12 protein-coding genes are annotated in these 15,650 nt (G+C 43.1%); 7 read left to right on the top strand and 5 right to left on the bottom strand.

All coding sequences use genetic code 11. From position 1 onward, the window contains the following. Positions 1-457 precede the first annotated feature (457 nt). Positions 458-1,108 carry a response regulator gene (locus tag GJR95_RS36900; RefSeq protein WP_162390629.1) on the top strand — a complete coding sequence of 217 codons (651 nt, stop codon included), beginning with the start codon at positions 458-460 and terminating at the stop codon, positions 1,106-1,108. Between the two features lie 98 nt (positions 1,109-1,206). On the opposite strand, the gene GJR95_RS36895 is transcribed toward GJR95_RS36900, so the two are convergent. After that, positions 1,207-2,046, bottom strand: a complete 840-nt coding sequence (locus GJR95_RS36895) for an ester cyclase family protein (RefSeq protein ID WP_162390628.1) — start codon at positions 2,044-2,046, stop codon at positions 1,207-1,209. Between the two features lie 166 nt (positions 2,047-2,212). Between GJR95_RS36895 and GJR95_RS36890 the strand changes: the two genes are divergently transcribed. Then, a complete protein-coding gene (locus GJR95_RS36890; protein WP_162390627.1) occupies positions 2,213-4,138 on the top strand; it encodes a sensor histidine kinase in 1,926 nt (641 codons plus the stop codon). A gap of 169 nt (positions 4,139-4,307) precedes the next feature. Here GJR95_RS36890 and GJR95_RS36885 read toward each other — a convergent pair whose 3' ends face one another. Then, on the bottom strand, positions 4,308-5,777 hold the full coding sequence (locus tag GJR95_RS36885; protein WP_162390626.1) for an alpha/beta fold hydrolase: 1,470 nt from the start codon (positions 5,775-5,777) through the stop codon (positions 4,308-4,310). Between the two features lie 932 nt (positions 5,778-6,709). Between GJR95_RS36885 and GJR95_RS36880 the strand changes: the two genes are divergently transcribed. From GJR95_RS36880 to GJR95_RS36870, 3 genes are all read left to right on the top strand, one after another. Beyond that, complete coding sequence (locus tag GJR95_RS36880; protein WP_162390625.1) at positions 6,710-7,459, top strand: hypothetical protein; 750 nt, start codon at positions 6,710-6,712, stop codon at positions 7,457-7,459. A gap of 642 nt (positions 7,460-8,101) precedes the next feature. Further along, positions 8,102-9,076 carry an NADP-dependent oxidoreductase gene (locus GJR95_RS36875; protein ID WP_162390624.1) on the top strand — a complete coding sequence of 325 codons (975 nt, stop codon included), beginning with the start codon at positions 8,102-8,104 and terminating at the stop codon, positions 9,074-9,076. Next, positions 9,073-9,981: a helix-turn-helix domain-containing protein gene (locus GJR95_RS36870; RefSeq protein ID WP_162390623.1), complete on the top strand. Its 909-nt coding sequence runs from the start codon at positions 9,073-9,075 to the stop codon at positions 9,979-9,981. Before GJR95_RS36875 ends, GJR95_RS36870 begins: the two co-directional genes overlap by 4 nt. Before the next feature lie 200 nt (positions 9,982-10,181). Here GJR95_RS36870 and GJR95_RS36865 read toward each other — a convergent pair whose 3' ends face one another. Then, positions 10,182-10,664, bottom strand: coding sequence for a cupin domain-containing protein (locus tag GJR95_RS36865; protein ID WP_162390622.1), 483 nt, complete (start codon positions 10,662-10,664; stop codon positions 10,182-10,184). A gap of 804 nt (positions 10,665-11,468) precedes the next feature. On the opposite strand from GJR95_RS36865, the gene GJR95_RS36860 reads away from it, so the two are divergent. Together GJR95_RS36860 and GJR95_RS36855 are read left to right on the top strand one after the other, a co-directional pair. Beyond that, positions 11,469-11,918 carry a nuclear transport factor 2 family protein gene (locus GJR95_RS36860; protein ID WP_162390621.1) on the top strand — a complete coding sequence of 150 codons (450 nt, stop codon included), beginning with the start codon at positions 11,469-11,471 and terminating at the stop codon, positions 11,916-11,918. 28 nt (positions 11,919-11,946) lie between these two features. Beyond that, positions 11,947-12,453 carry an SgcJ/EcaC family oxidoreductase gene (locus GJR95_RS36855; RefSeq protein ID WP_162390620.1) on the top strand — a complete coding sequence of 169 codons (507 nt, stop codon included), beginning with the start codon at positions 11,947-11,949 and terminating at the stop codon, positions 12,451-12,453. 124 nt (positions 12,454-12,577) lie between these two features. Here GJR95_RS36855 and GJR95_RS36850 read toward each other — a convergent pair whose 3' ends face one another. Beyond that, the gene (locus tag GJR95_RS36850) at positions 12,578-14,782 is read right to left on the bottom strand and encodes a LamG-like jellyroll fold domain-containing protein (protein WP_162390619.1); all 2,205 of its coding nucleotides are present in this window, start codon (positions 14,780-14,782) and stop codon (positions 12,578-12,580) included. 458 nt (positions 14,783-15,240) lie between these two features. Further along, a partial coding sequence (locus tag GJR95_RS41925) for a hypothetical protein (protein WP_198424775.1) occupies positions 15,241-15,650 on the bottom strand: 410 nt, incomplete at its 5' end.

Here is a 15,650-nt window from a genome sequence, read left to right as displayed (position 1 = left end):
CGCCTAAACCTAGCGCTAGTCGGATCGGTTAGCTGCCCCTGAGCATTCTGACCATTCAGTAGGGTTGTGCGCTGGTTTTGTCGTTGGGTGAAACCTGACTAGGTCGTTGAGTTGTCGCCGTAGTGGCTATCCAACGGCCTGATTAGGCCTGTATGCAGTTGGTCCTTTTGGGCGTCCTTCCAGGATAATCTTGTGCCACTTATGTTCGTCATGACTTCAACGGATCCTATTCTCGTCTTGCCAAACGCCCGAATTATCGATACGTAAATCGCTTCTCGTCTCAGTAGGGAGCGTTTTAGGAGATTGTAACATCATTGGCTACTAATACTTAGAAATCAGGGTTTTCCATGAGGCATTTTACTGGTAAACCCGGAGTGCTTGGTTACAGGAAGTCATCGATCTTTGTCATCTCACTTAAAATGCTACCTTTAGTAGCTGACCTGCTAATTGTTGAAAGATGGCCGGACGACCCGTCAAGCTCTTATTGGTCGACGACCACCAGATCATTCTGGATGGCCTGCGCTTTTTGTTTTCTTCCATCGAAAACGTCGAGGTGACGGCTACCTTCACCGATAGCCGACAAATACTGCCTTACCTGCAAACTCATCCGGTCGACATCCTAGTGGCGGATCTACACATGCCACATCTGACCGGAATCGATTTAACCTTACAGGTGCGCCCGCTATTTCCCGAATTGAAGATCCTCTTACTCACCATGGCCGAAGATGCCGCCCACATCCGCGAAGCCGTTAGAGCAGGTGTCCATGGGTACGTCCTTAAAAAAGCCAACAAAGCAGATCTCGAGAAAGCCCTGATGTACGTACTGGCGGGGCAACGGTTTTACAGCGACGAGGTGATTAACGAACTGGCCCAGGCCCCCACCGATAACTTGAACCTGATGACCCCCGCCACGATTCAGCACCTGACCGGTCGGGAAGTCGAAATCCTGAAACTGATCTCAGAAGAACAGTCTACCGCCGAGATTGCTGACAAACTCTGCATCAGTGTCCCCACGGTGGAAACCCATCGCCGGAATCTGATGATCAAACTCAACGCTAAAAATGTGGTAGGACTGGTAAAATACGCCCTGAAGCACGGCCTGGTCTGAGCCTACGCAGACACCAAAACGACGATTTACTGGAAGAAACATTTCCTGCATCTTAAGGCCTACAGGTCCTTAATGTCCTGGACTTTCACTCCTACAAGCTAGGGTTTGGCCTTAAGTTGCTTGTCAAGTTTTGCCATGTCAGGATAGCCCGTATGACTTTTTACCTTTCCATTTTCCATGGCAAAAAAGAATATCTCCCTAATTTCCAATTTATTTCCTAATGGCTGATACCCCCAAAATTCCCCTTGGTGGGTGGCTCTGGCAGTCGCTTTGATAAAAACTTTATCTCCTTCGGCAACGACATCCTCTACGGTATAGGTAATATCGGGAAATGCTTTAAAAAAATAGGTTAGGAAGGCTTCCAGTCTTTTTAAATGACCCGATTCTTTTCCATCGATCATTTGAATATCATCAGTAAATACTTCCTTTAATAATTCGGGTCTTTTACGACTGATAATTTCTTCCAAATATTTCCTCGCTACTGTCTTATTATCAGCAATTGAAATTGGATTAACCTCTAATATAGGGGTATGCTGGGAGGAGGCAAACATCCACTTCCCATTCTGTTTTTTGAACGTATAGGTGAATGCCGATTTCGTGGCAGGATCTCCAATCCAATGAAGACCATTGGCAATAATTAAGTCTCCGGATTTAAAGGTTTTCAGGTCAGACACCCTACTTTCGAGGCTGGAGCGGCCTTCACTGTCTTTTAGGACTTTGGCATAGTCTTCCAACTCTCCTTTTCGATTGATATATCTAAAGTCACTGGTTGCCCGATTTTTGAAGAAATTGTAAGGGTTCTGATTGTATTCAGCCACCAACACCTGTACCACTTTTTCAGGGTCATCAGCAACCTCTTTTTGGGAAAATGCGGCCTGACAATTCCCTAAAATTATCAAGATACTCAATACCTTTTTGGCTACATATAAAGATTTCATTGGCTTAAAGTTTAGTGATTTGACCAGGGCAAAGGAACAGCAATGGTCCAAAAAAAAAGCTCATGGTTTTCTAGGGTTTTACCTCATGGAAAACCATGAGCTTTTTACGGAATCTTGGAAATAGGCCCCAAATGAGTGAAATTAACACTCCGTAACCTCGTAGAAGATGTTTAACTGGCTGACGTTTCTACTTTTGCTGAGCACTAGAGCTGTACTTGCTCAAACAAATAGCTTTCATCTCGATAGCCAGTCGGAACTGGGAATTGTCCTTACCGAAGGTTGGAAATGGCATAAAGGTGATCATCAAGTCTGGGCAAAACCGGATTTTGACGACTCGAGATGGGAAATGATTGACCCAACAAAAGATATGGGCGATCTACCCCAACTGCGGCCAGGGGTAACAGGTTGGTTTAGGATTCGATTTGAGGTTGACAGCAGTTTACTCAATATGCCCCTGGCATTTCAGGTGTACCAATCCATTGCTTCCGAAATTTATCTGAATGGAAACCTCCTGCAGAAATATGGGGTAGTCGGTCCAACCGGACAAGAAGCAGTAGGGTATCAACCCCATTATGAGCCCGAAGGGATTATTTTTCAAAAGACACAACAAGTACTGGCAGTACGTTTCTCCCTTCAGCCTGATTTACCTTATTTTTACTATATTCGACCTTATAAGGTCTTTGAATTTCGGCTCAATTCTGTAAAATCTGCGGCTTACATACGAAGTTTGGAAGTAAAGCATTTTGGGTTAAATTGTTTTGAAGCCGGAATGTTTTTGTTGTTAGCTTTAATTCATCTGATTTTCTTTCTGAACTACCCAAAGCAGAAAGCAAATCTTTATTTTGCGTTTTCGGCTTTTTCAATTGGTATTGGTCATCTTTTCTTTGGGTTTATTCTAAAGTCCACTTCGCTGGCTTTTAAGGCCTATGCTGCAGCCATTGATTACCCGCTAATTATGCCCGTTTATGGTATATTTTTGTACCTGACTATCTGGGATTTATTTTCTCAGAAGCGAACTCCATACTTTTGGTTTCTGCTTACTTACACCGCAATTGGCTCGTTAACATTTACCAGGCTTTACCACTCGGGTTATCTGTGGGGCGTCGTTCTTCCACTTTTCCTGGCCAATGCCGAATCGTTACGCATCAGTTTTGATGCCTTTCGTAAAAAACAAAGTGGAGTACTGGCTATCATCATTGGCCTTGCTGCCTATTTCATCTTCTTTTCATGGTTCATGCTCATCGTGGTGGATAGTATCCCCAATCAACAAATCATTCAGGAGTATGACTTGGCCAGTGTGTTGTATAATGGAAGTCTTTTTTGCGCTCCGATTTCATTTTCGATCTATCTATCAAGAAAATTCGCCGGCACGAGCAAAGCCTTAGAAAGTAAGTTCAAGGAAGTTCAGCAACTTTCTACCGAAAAAGAAGCCACCCTGCTCCGCCAAAACGCTGAGCTCCAGGCCGCACTGCTGGAAGGTCAAACCACCGAGCGTAAACGGGTAGCCGCTGATCTGCATGATAATCTGGGTAGTACTCTTTCCTCTTTGAGATGGAGCTTAGGAGCCATTGATAAAAATAAACTCAGCCTGCATGAGCAGGAAGTATACCGGCATGTACAAAATAGCATTGAGCTTTCCTATGATCAGGTTCGCCTGCTGGCTCATAATCTGCTACCGGAAGAATTGGAGAAACAGGGTCTTTGGGTAGCTCTTGAGCAACTGACCCGAAAACTCAATAAAAATACGCCGGTCACCTTTACTCTGCACCTACCTGAAAAGAAAGAAAGGCTGAAGGCTAAAATTGCATTTGAGTTGTACAGCATTTGCCTTGAACTCATTAATAACATTCTTAAACATGCTCAAGCGACCGAAGCAAGAATTGCTGTTGAAGAGGTGAATAATGAGATAAAATTAACGGTCATTGACAATGGGAAAGGTATCTCTGAAAAGGATCCCAACGGGAAAGGACTGCGTAACATCGCTGAACGAGTCAAGTCACTGGATGGCTCCTGGAGGGTAACTTCAAATGAAGGGAAAGGCACTTTGTCTGTGATTTCTATTAACAACGGATCTGAAAGATACTGTAAATAATGTTGAATTCTTGCTTCATAAAACGCCCATTTCTTGGCGCGGACGCATGAAGATTCTATCGTTTCAAGTAGGAGGGATTTGTGAGATTACAGTTGTTACATTTCTAGACAAATGTTACTTAGCTCCATGCTCAGTAAAAGGTAGCAAGTCCATTTTAATATGTACCGAATTAAAAGAAAGAAACGAAACGGGGTTTGAGAAGGGAGATAGATCGTCTCGATGGTTCTAATTTTCTAAAAAATCGGATGATCTCTTTTTGAACCTCGGCGTTGGGCAGCATGTCTTCATGCCCCGCATTTTCTACCCTTAGTTGCCGCCCCTTAGAAAACCAGGGGAGCAATTCTTCAACATTGGAAACTGGCGTATTGCTATCAAGTGTGCCACTGACGAACAACGTCGGCAGCTCGCACCTGAAAGGTGTACGGAACCCATCGCCAAGATCAACATGTTGCCATCCTCCATAGATATCCGGGGTGTTCACGCTGGTTCCCAGAACTGCGGTTTTCCCTTGACTTTTGATTTGGGCATATCTGTCGGGTGTTGCTCCGGATGCCTGACGCATGGCAGATATGCCTGAACCGTATCTCCCGTTAAACTGATTGTAACGCCTTTCGACATACCGTTGCAGGATTCGGTAGTCTCCTTGCTGCATCCCATACAACAGGGCCGGAAAGTAAATAAAGTCATTGCTGTCGCCGGTATCTAACCTCAAAATCAGCTGAAGGCCAAATTTCCCGATGGGAACGTGTACAACCTTTTTAAATCGCTGGTCTTTTATAGGAATGACAACAGGATGTGCCTCCAGTTTTTTTAGCTGACTTTTCAACAGTGCCATCATGTCAGGTACGTAGCCATTGATCGCCGAATCCTGTGCAGCCAAAGCGGAGATACGAATTAATTGTTTGTCATAGGTAACTGGCAGGTGGTGCATGTGATTCGGTCCTGAGGTTCCAATGAGGATCATCTGGTCGATGCAGGAAGCATGTTCCCGCGCCAAGGCGAGGGCAAGATGAGTGCCGTAACTGTAAGCAAGTAAATTTAGTTTCTCGGTCTGCAAGGCAATCCTTAGGTCATTCAGGTCTTCGGCATTTTGAACGGTATTGTACCCTTTGATGTCGATCCCCCTTTTTTTGAAATCGGCGAGTCCGGCAGCCGCAGCCTCATTGTGAAGCTTTATTGCCCTTTTTTCATCCAGGAAAATAGTTTTGTTATCCGCGTCCGATAAGGGAAATCCCAAACTGGGCGTGGACCTGCCCGAACCGCGCTGATCCAGTAAAATAATGTCATGATCGTCCTGGAGGTCAAAAATAAGCGCTTGGAAATAGTCTTCCTGAATGTAACTGATACCTGATTGGCCGGGTCCGCCTGACAAAAACAGGATTGGGGAGCGTGTGGTTGGATTTTTGGCTTTCAACCTCAATACAGCGAGCTCAATGTCGCGGGTCCCGGTGACCTTCCGGTTCTCAGGAACCTTCAGCAAACCGTACTCGTACGATACGCTGTCTCCAATGGAAGGTTTAAACTTCAATGTCTTGAAGACAATATTTTTAGCTGTCATTCCGACAGGTTGTGAATGAGCCAGCCCGATGCAACAAATCAATGTGACGATCAGCGTATACATCATGCATTTGGCTTTCATAAATTTCGAGGTTCAATCACGCTAAGAAAGCACCTATTATATTGAGATTTATTAGGAACAATTTTAGAATAGAGTTCTCAGAAAGTGTTTCTTACTGCTAGACGTGAATTTTTATTCTATGTCACTATCTCTTTAAACGCCCATTTCTTGAAGCAGATATATGAAGATTCTATCGTCTCAACTAGGAGGGTTATTTGAGATACTTGTGACAATCCCTACAAGATCTAACGGAGGATCATCTTGTCAGGCGAATTCGTTTCAGCACACCGATCAAGCAAGTTTGTTCGATACCGCCCTACATGTGCGGTATCGAACAGGTGAAATAGCCTTCTGTCTTGCTATTGTGCTCTGTATAAAGCATTTATTGTTGGCATACTATTCGTTTCAGAAAATGTATTTTGAATCAGAAGCTGCCTAATAGGGTGTCGTGTGTAGGCGCTCCAGATTTAAATCAATCAGCAATAAAATATGAATCAAAATCATGAAGACTATTTAGGGTACCCAATCCAAGAGGCCAACTTTATCCCCGCAAAATAAGGCGGTAGACCAAGCAAGTCACCCCCTGAATGTGGTGGAGGGGTGTCCGCCTATGTACAGTAGGTGTCCACAAGCGGACACCCGTCCACCACGATAACCATGTTCTATTTCATTAAAATAGCTTTTAGGACGTTGGCAATCTATTTGCAATCCAAATGAGGAGAATAAGGCACATTCATCCAGAAAAGCTACCCAAGTAAATGAATAGAGGGCAAACGCTCGGCTCCACTGATGCACAAGAGCAATGGTGTAGAAGAGTTTAGTCAGCTGGATCAATTGCCGGGACATTCCTTAGCGGGTAGATACCTAACTAGCGTGTTAACCTGGTCACAACTCGTGAAGTGCAACCAATCGCAACAACAACTACTTTTTTTCACGTTTAAACGCTTACGGCCATGCCTATTAATGGACTCTTTGCCCCAAGTTGGCTCATTAACCCCTTTATATTTTCGCTGTTTCTCTTTGGTGTACCAAGGGCTCAGAGTCAGCCAAACGTCCAGGACGCAGCGGTGCTTCCCGATTCGGCAAAAGGATATTGGCGAGTATATACCGACTACAACACTGGTTTGACTCGCATCAGCTTTTACACAACTGAGCATGAACTGCTCTATCAGGAAAAAATGAAAGACCGCTACATTAAATTGACCAAACGAACCATAGCCCAGTTTAACGAATTACTGGCGAAGCTAGTGGATGGTCATTTGGTGGCAGATCGGATTAAATCGTATGATTTACTCGTAAGCACCCATGGGATCGATCCACCCCGCTTTTTGCTTCCTGAGGTTGATGAGCCACCTACAGACTCACCCCAAACTCCTTCTAATCAACTTTTGGTAAACTTACTACCGGTTCAGGATAAAAAAGTAAGACTGTGCTATAGCAACCCGGCTCAGCAACATCTCCTAGTCAGTATTAAAGATGAGTTTTCCCACTATATGTACCGAGCGAGAAGCCTCGCAAAAACGAATAGTGAATTGTTCAATCTGAGTCAGCTTCCCCCGGGTCGTTATCGATTTGACATCGACAGTGGACAAAACACCATTCAATATAGCCTAGTCATTCCGGAAGGGGACGACCGTATCGAACTAAATAGGGTTTCCTCCCCCTCAACCGGTTTAACCCAACCGAAAGCGCATCTGCCCTAATATGGGCTGCATCTGGTTGACAGTTTGCGAACCAATCCAGATATACGATCATTAATCGTCGATAACCCGGTTAAATTTCATCTCACTGATTTTGTATCAGCCTGAACTAGCATTTTTGTTCATAACTAGACGAACAGTTGTTTTTAGAACAAAAAAGAAGAATCCTGCATCCTGTGTGCGAAAAAAGAGCGTTTTGCGAGATTATGTAGCAATTGGTTACACAGAGTCATGCTGAGTAAAAAATAATGTCAGCTAAAATCGTGACCCTTACAACGATTGAGAAGGCTAAGAAAAAAATACTATCAATTATGGGTTAGTGCGATTTTTTAAGAATCAGGCTTGGAGCATCCACAATCATCCACTTCCTTCGGCGAGGTAAAGACGGAATCTTAATGGTAACATTCAGGCAGTCTTTTTGCTAATGAACAATAGGAAAATCAGGCACCAAATCCGCATTAAAGACAACTGAGTTATTGCCGCCTTGCAATTTCTGCGGTAAACGTTAAGCTGTTTGACAACCTGTGTTTGGGTCTAGGCTAATGCCCACCGGCTGTTTTGGCTAAAACAAAAGGCAGTTTGATTAAACCTGTTTTTCAGGCAGTGGCGACCTTTGTATCGTCAACAAAAACAAAATAGCTTCTAATGAAAGCAGTCAGAATTCATACATTTGGCGGACCTGAGGTGATGAAAGTAGAAGACGTAGCACGGCCTGTGCCAGCCGCCGATGAGATTTTGGTGAACGTGTATGCAAGTGGCGTAAACCCGGTAGACTGGGCAATTCGGGAAGGGGCAAATATAAGGATGAGGTCTTTTTTGACCTTGCCACTGACCTTAGGTTGGGATGCGGCCGGCATTGTGGCTGAAATTGGCAGCGAGGTAACCGCCTTTCAGAAAGGCAATGCTGTGTACGGGGTTCCGAATTTTCCCGGCAATGGCAGCTACGCCGAGTATTGTGCGGCCAAAGCCAGTCAATTTGCGCTTAAGCCAAAAAGCATCGGCTTTACGGGGGCAGCGGGGGTGCCGCTGGCCAGCCTCACCGCTTGGACTGCTCTCTTTGAACACGGAAAATTGCAGGCCGGTCAACGCGTTTTAATTCAGGGGGCCTCGGGTGGAGTGGGGAGTTTCGCCGTGCAATTTGCCAAGGCAAAAGGGGCATATGTTATTGGAACCGCTTCGGCCGCCAACCTGGCTTATCTAAAGACGCTAGGGGCCGATGAGGTAATGGATTACCAAAGTCAGACGGTTGAAGAGCTGTTGAACGAGGTAGACGTAGTGGTTGAAGCTTCGCCCCTTCGCGACAACTCGGAACGATTGAAATCGGTGACCGTATTGAAGGCGGGTGGCCTATTTGTGAGCGTCAATACAGATTTTCCGTTTGATGAGGAGGTGCTGGCCGCGCTGGCCGGGAAACAGGCCAAAGGCGAACTCGCCGTGAACCAACCCCGGCAGGACTGGTTAACCGAAATTGCCCAGCTGATTGACGAAGGCAAGGTGAAGGTTCTCATCAGCAACGTGTTTCCGCTGGAGCAGGTGGCGGAAGCCCACCGCGAAAGCGCAACCTGGCATGTGCGGGGTAAGCTGGTCTTGGAAATAAGAAAAGAAGATAAGCTTGTATGAGGCATTTTAAAACGATAAGCGAATTTCATGCGTTTGTGCAGTTGCCTAAACCGCAACATCCACTTATTAGTGTAGTAGATGTTGAAACCGTTCCGCACAGGGATAGCGTTGAACCAATTACGATGCTACTGGATTTTTATGCTATTTCTGTAAAAAGAATGCATAACGTCAAATTAAAATACGGGCAGCATCCATTTGACTTTACTGAAGGCATTCTGTCTTTTATGTCGCCCAACCAGGTATTTAGTATTGCGGTTGATAACAAAGATAAAGAAGTAGAAAAATCAGGCTGGGTGATCTATATTCATCCTGATTTTATCTGGAATACGCCCTTAGCCAAAACCATAAAGCAATACGATTTTTGGGATTATTCTCTCAGTGAAGCCTTATTTCTTTCTGCAAAAGAAGAAGCGACCATCACTACTATTATTCTCGCTATTCAACAGGAGTATTATTCCACTATTGACAGGTTTAGTAAGCAAATCATTGTCTCACATGTTGAAAGTTTGCTGAATTATGGTGACCGGTTTTATGATCGCCAGTTCATAACACGAGAAAAGGCCAACCATCAAGTACTCGAACGGCTAGAATTACTGCTTCATGATTATTTCAACAGCGATGATTTGGTAGAAAGAGGCTTACCAACTGTTCAGTCAATTGCGGAACAATTATGTCTCTCTCCAAAGTATTTAAGTAATCTATTGCGGGTATTAACAGGGCAAAACACACAGCAGCATATTCATGCTAAGCTAATAGCTAAAGCCAAAGAAAAATTATCGACCACTAACCTGACGGTTAGCGAAATTGCTTACGAGCTGGGTTTTGAACATTTGCAATCATTCAGCAAGCTGTTTAAGACAAAAACTAAACTGTCGCCATTGGAGTTTAGGACTTCTTTTAATTGACAAAAAGCGGTCTCATTCAACGCCCCATTTCCTGAAGCATAAAAATGAAAGTTCCTTTGTCTCAGGAAGGAGCAATTTTTGAGACAAAGTTAAAAGGTCTACAATTTCCAGTTTGTACACTCCTGTTTTGTTAGGCTGCTGAATCAATAGGGTCAAGCCCCCCTTTGGGCAATACGATGCTACCAGCAGTGGTAAACGAGTCAGGATTTGATTTTTCTAATCAGATTAATGATGGCAAAAATCAACCTGCGTTTTAAACCCACTACAGGGATCAAGCCATACTGCTTCATAATGTCCTGTAGTTTGTTAAAATCCGGAAGCCCGTCCGCATTCAATACTGTAGCGATGTCTTCAAAATAGTCAGATCCAAATGCATTCCCCGGTGTGGTGCGGCAGAGAAATTCAACCGTTTCATTGGATTTATTTTCAAACATATGGATAGCCCCCACAGGAATAACAAGCTTTTCACCCGGACCAATGTCGGTCGTTTTGCCATTTACCGTCCAGCTAACAATGCCTTTTTCCCCGTATACTATTTCCTCGAACCCCTGATGATAATGGGGCATAGGAACTCGGCTTGAGGGCTTGATCGAACAACGGAATTCGCAATACTCATCGTTGGTATCCCTGCCCTCCCTCAGGAAGTCAACTGTAATCCCGGCTTTATACACTATAGTTTTCATATGGCTTCTTTTATTTTTATTATTTTATAAAAAGCCCATTAAGTATGTTGATGGCTTCGTGTGTGTAAACATGACGGGTAGCTAGCCGATTGACTGCCGTATTTTGCTGTGCTATAGTATTCGGCGTCCTTGACTGGCTTAGCGGCTACCATGTCACACGGACGCTGCTCCTCAAGCCTAGACCTGACTAATCGGGGCATTTGCTCGGTCAACTACAACCTGTAAATGGAAGACTGAATTTTCCTAACCGGGGTATTGAGTTTGTCGCCGAAACGCTAGCACTCACGTACTGCTTTTTGGTGCCCACCCAACCTAGTATTGACTAAATGACTGATCGTTAGCCAATACTAGTTACGTATTTTTTGTCTCATTCGGTAAATCTGACACTTACTAGCAACGAAATCTCTTTTGCGATAGCATGACAAGCTTCATGCTATTGCCATTGTACATCACTTTACTATAAACTCAAAACGCCCCAATTCTGAAACAGATATATGAATGCTCCTTCGTCTCAAGCAGGAGGGTATTTTGAGAATATAAAATATGTACTCGTAATCTGTTTTGAACATAACAAAGTCCCGTTGAATCCTATCTAACCACCTTTAGGGTAAAAGCAGCCTGTTACTCTAAGCCAGAATAATTATAGGCTTACTCAGTAAAAATACCTACCACTTAATCAGTTCGTAGATAAATTCTTTGAAATGGAAAAATATATATACTTATTTACTGAAAACCGTTACCAACATACTGAAAATCTGTAAGATGTATCTCCAGCATTCAATATTCACAAACCAGACATTAACCATGAAGATGCGTTTCCTGCTTCTAGTCTTTTTGGTGACATCGATCCCATTTTTAGCCTGTGCTCAGTCCGCTGAGGAGACAGCTGTTCGCAAAGTGAGCGCCTTGGAGGTTACGGCTTTTTTATCGAACGATACCGCTAGTTTAGCCAAGTTATGGTCACCTAACTATGTGGTGATGAATCCGTTTAATAAAATTGTTTCCTTCAATGAAATCAAGGTATTGATGAGAAACGCCAAAATCAATCAAATTCGATTTGATCGAATCATCGAAAAAATCACCATTAATCAGAATCTGGCAATTGAAATGGGTCAAGAAATTCCCGATGAAAAAAGCGCTGTTTCCGGTGTTCCTAAAAGTGTGACTAGCCCACGACGATTTACCAATATTTGGCAGAATAGTAATGGAAGCTGGCAATTAATAGCCCGTCAAGCCACTAACGTAAGTCAATAGATTAAAACATTATTGCATTTATAACATCATGCAAAATTCAAAAAGAGCCCTGCTTTCTTTATTGCTCTGCGTAGCCGTAGCTCATATTGGTCATGCACAGACCGATGAAAAAGCAATAGAAAATCAGGTTGATAAGTTGGTTTCAGACTGGAATACTCACTCTTTCAAAAATATGGATACTTATACAACAGAAGATGTTGAATGGGTAAATATTGTTGGAATGTGGTGGAAAGGAAGAACAGAAGTAAAATCGGCTCACCAACGAATATTTGACACAATATTCAAAGGTGTACCTTTTACAAAAAAGAGCGTAAAAATTCGTTCTTTGACCCCTGAAGTGGCCGTTGCTAATCTAATTTGTCATGTTGGTGAGTTTTTCCCACCTGACGGAGTGAATCACGGCACTAATCGCATGCCCGAAGCAGATGACTTATTGACTTTGGTGTTTGTAAAGAGAAATGGGGTGTGGTTGCTTTCAGCTGGCCAAAACACGGTTATAGACTCACGAGCGGCCAATGGTGACAGTAAAAAATAAGGAGCGTTATTGTGAGATTGAGTGAATTGTCTCTTCCCATTCCCACCTCAACGGCGACTACTCACATCTGTCCACTGTTGGCTGACGACGTACAATTATAGCAGGCATAGTATCTGAAATCGATTTATCGGACCAACAAAACAGTTCCATTTTTAATAAAAGGATTAATCTGCTTGGACAAAAATTTATTTTGACAAACGATTTGCCATGTATAATTATCCGGTGGACAATCAATCCCTTTAAAGCGACCATCCCAAAATTGCCTATTCTCCAGTGTTTCGTTTAAGTAAATTATGGCACCCCACCGATTGTAAATAGTTATTGAACAGCCAGATAAATTGCCTTTTATTTCGAACACATTATTCATGGGATGACTATCTGGTGTAAAGGCCCCTGGTACAAATATCTTCCAGTCACTTGCACAATCCGTCTCATCAACAACTAGAACAGAGTCTCTAAATACACAGTTATTAAAGGTTGATTGTAGCCAGTAAAGGCCGACATTTTTGATCAATAAAGTAGGAGATGTCGTATTGTCTGACCAGACGTAGTCTGCCTTGGAAGAACTTGGTTGAGGGATTGTTAATGTTATCGTACTATCACTGCATATTGCTTTGGTAGGCCCTAAATCGAATACCTCTCTCTCTCTAGTTATTATTGTAATCGTATCACTACCAGTACAACCTGATAATGATGCTAAAACCGCGTATTGACCGGAACTAGTAACTAGAAACTCATTGCCCTGTGAACCATCCTGCCAGCGATAAATTGCGCCTAATAAATTTGGACGAAGATAAAAGCGTTCCCCTTGACAGATTGACGTATCAGGGCCCAAGTTTACAACCGGTTTTGAAAGCAATCTAACGTAGACCTCAACACTCTGTGAACAAAAAGTTTGCCTATTGGTAACTACAAGCGTATAATTTCCACTTATTGATGCCGTGATTTCTCGTTGATTAATAGACTTTCCAGTAGGGAGAAGCCAAACATATTGATCGTAATCCTGTGAAATCGGTGGTGTTAGCTTAAGGCTATCCTGACAAACCGTTGTTGACGTTGGCACAAACATATAGGTAGGGACAATCGGGAAATTTACGTCAACTTGCCGTTCGACATAGCAACTTGTGTCCGCCTGTGAAGGATAAATGCGCAACGTATAGACTACTTTCCCACTTCCAATTACCGTTATTGTATCCTGGCGACCTTTGGAAGGAAGAATACCAGGACCAATCCAGTGGCTAATATTTCCTTCGCCTGCACCAGCTTTCAGTAAAGCCTGATTACACTTACTAATTGTGACAGAATGATTATATGATGGAAAATTTACGATTTGTTCAGCTGAGCGGGCAGCCAGATCATGACAGGGTGACGTTTCTGTAATTAAAACGGAGTATTTTCCGGTTGTTATTGGTTTAATTGTGGCAGTTGTATCGCTGAGTGGGCGGCCATCTAAAAACCATGTATACTTAGGCTTCTGAAGTGTGAAATTGGCTTCTGCCGTTAAGGAGCGATTCGTACATAAACCGTTGTTGCTTGATATGATAACGCTAGCTTTTAGGCTCTCGGGTTTTATTTGGTATAAAGCAGCCATTTCAGTTTCGGATAGCTCTCGATTGTACAATCGTAACTCATCAAATAACCCACGAAAATCAGGATCTAAATAACACCAATTCGACTTTCCCCAAAAATTCTTTGTACGCTCAATATTCTGGATGGGGTGAATATCCTTGCTATTCTCCTCCATCTTGCGACCATCAATATAAATTCTGATAACGCCCGTAGGTGAGACTGTGGCTGCATAATGGTGCAACTCATTGCCGTATACCCCCTGTTTGACATTCAGTGAGCTTATATGTCTTCGATCTTTATCAAGCCAATTTTCAACCCGAAGATCACTTGTTGTACCGTCCCTGCCAAACAAGAAGTTTTTGCCAGTGGGATCACTCTGGCTATCACCTTCGCCATTACCAATCTCAATAATCCGTTCGAAATTCCTGTTAATGGGCCCAAACTTGACCCAAGCACTAACTGTTAATCCCTGTTGCCAAATAGGGCCTAAAGTCGGCATTTGGATGTAATCGCCACCACTTTTATTACAGTTATTAAGTCGGCTGGCATCACAATTCAAAAAAAGCCCATTATATACAGAAATCGGAGACCCTATTACCTGACCATCTAGTCCATTTCTACTATCGTCATTGACCTTCCTGTCAACAACACCTTTATCTAGAGAGTAATAGAGAACCAGACCCTGATTAAGATCTTGCGCTTGGATAGAAAAATTAATTAGGAAGAAAATTAGACCGATATGAATAAAAACAGTGGACATAGTAGTAAATCTCTTTTGTACTAATATAGCTATTACCATCTATAATAAACGCCTAATGTTCTGAACCCTTGAAAGTGAGCCTAGGTAAAAAATCCCAGGCTACCTACTGTGAATTATCTGTATTATTATACGCCCGAATTATAGATACTCAAATCACCTTTCGTCTCAAGTAGGAGGGATTTGTGAGATGTAGTTAATAAGTGGGTTGAAAAGCAGGAGCCTCGCTAAGCTAACAGTCGTATGCAAGCCCGCCGTTACGTTATTCGTCATTCCATCCACCCAACACCCCTGAGGGTTGATGGATGATGAGACCAATCAAAACCACGGACGTAACGTCAACCTTTACACCCTGAGTTTGTTGGGCTAAAAGCATTGACTTTGCGGCCTGATTCCTATAGCCCGACCATCTGCAATATCGGTTGATATTTCACTAATTTCCACCCTCATTACCAGAGTTTCTAAGGCGTTTTTTCTCTATACTCAGCACGGATACTTTCAGTTTGGGTACCAATCTCTTGGATCATTTGAACAAATCTCACAATGGAGATGTCCCTCGGGCGAATTTCATTTAAGGCATTAATAGCTTGCTTGGCCCGGTCTGTAAGCTCTTCCTTACCAGTTGCAGGATTAACGCCTTTCTTGATAAGTAACTTTATGTCATACAGATTATCAAACCAAACAGAGCCCAATACATTTGTTGCGATGGTGTAAAAATCACTTTCCGTAAGTTCATCAACTTTACAGGGCTTTCTTATAAAACCAGTTCTTGATTCATGAACTGAATCAATGTTAGGAATTTGTCGGCAAAGTCTTCTAGTTGAGCAACCATATTTTTGGGCTTTTTTCGCCCTAACAAGTTGATAACCAT

Source organism: Spirosoma endbachense (assembly GCF_010233585.1).
GTDB lineage: Bacteria > Bacteroidota > Bacteroidia > Cytophagales > Spirosomataceae > Spirosoma > Spirosoma endbachense.
This window is presented reverse-complemented; position numbering and strand designations above follow the sequence as displayed.

Bases quoted from the DNA above. Each gene is read 5' to 3' on its own strand.
- GJR95_RS36880 (WP_162390625.1), top strand. From the start codon at position 6,710: ATGCCTATTAATGGACTCTTTGCCCCAAGTTGGCTCATTAACCCCTTT.
- GJR95_RS36850 (WP_162390619.1), bottom strand. From the start codon at position 14,782: ATGTCCACTGTTTTTATTCATATCGGTCTAATTTTCTTCCTAATTAAT.
- GJR95_RS36865 (WP_162390622.1), bottom strand. From the start codon at position 10,664: ATGAAAACTATAGTGTATAAAGCCGGGATTACAGTTGACTTCCTGAGG.
- GJR95_RS36875 (WP_162390624.1), top strand. From the start codon at position 8,102: ATGAAAGCAGTCAGAATTCATACATTTGGCGGACCTGAGGTGATGAAA.
- GJR95_RS36855 (WP_162390620.1), top strand. From the start codon at position 11,947: ATGCAAAATTCAAAAAGAGCCCTGCTTTCTTTATTGCTCTGCGTAGCC.
- GJR95_RS36890 (WP_162390627.1), top strand. From the start codon at position 2,213: ATGTTTAACTGGCTGACGTTTCTACTTTTGCTGAGCACTAGAGCTGTA.
- GJR95_RS36895 (WP_162390628.1), bottom strand. From the start codon at position 2,046: ATGAAATCTTTATATGTAGCCAAAAAGGTATTGAGTATCTTGATAATT.
- GJR95_RS36870 (WP_162390623.1), top strand. From the start codon at position 9,073: ATGAGGCATTTTAAAACGATAAGCGAATTTCATGCGTTTGTGCAGTTG.
- GJR95_RS36900 (WP_162390629.1), top strand. From the start codon at position 458: ATGGCCGGACGACCCGTCAAGCTCTTATTGGTCGACGACCACCAGATC.
- GJR95_RS36885 (WP_162390626.1), bottom strand. From the start codon at position 5,777: ATGAAAGCCAAATGCATGATGTATACGCTGATCGTCACATTGATTTGT.
- GJR95_RS36860 (WP_162390621.1), top strand. From the start codon at position 11,469: ATGAAGATGCGTTTCCTGCTTCTAGTCTTTTTGGTGACATCGATCCCA.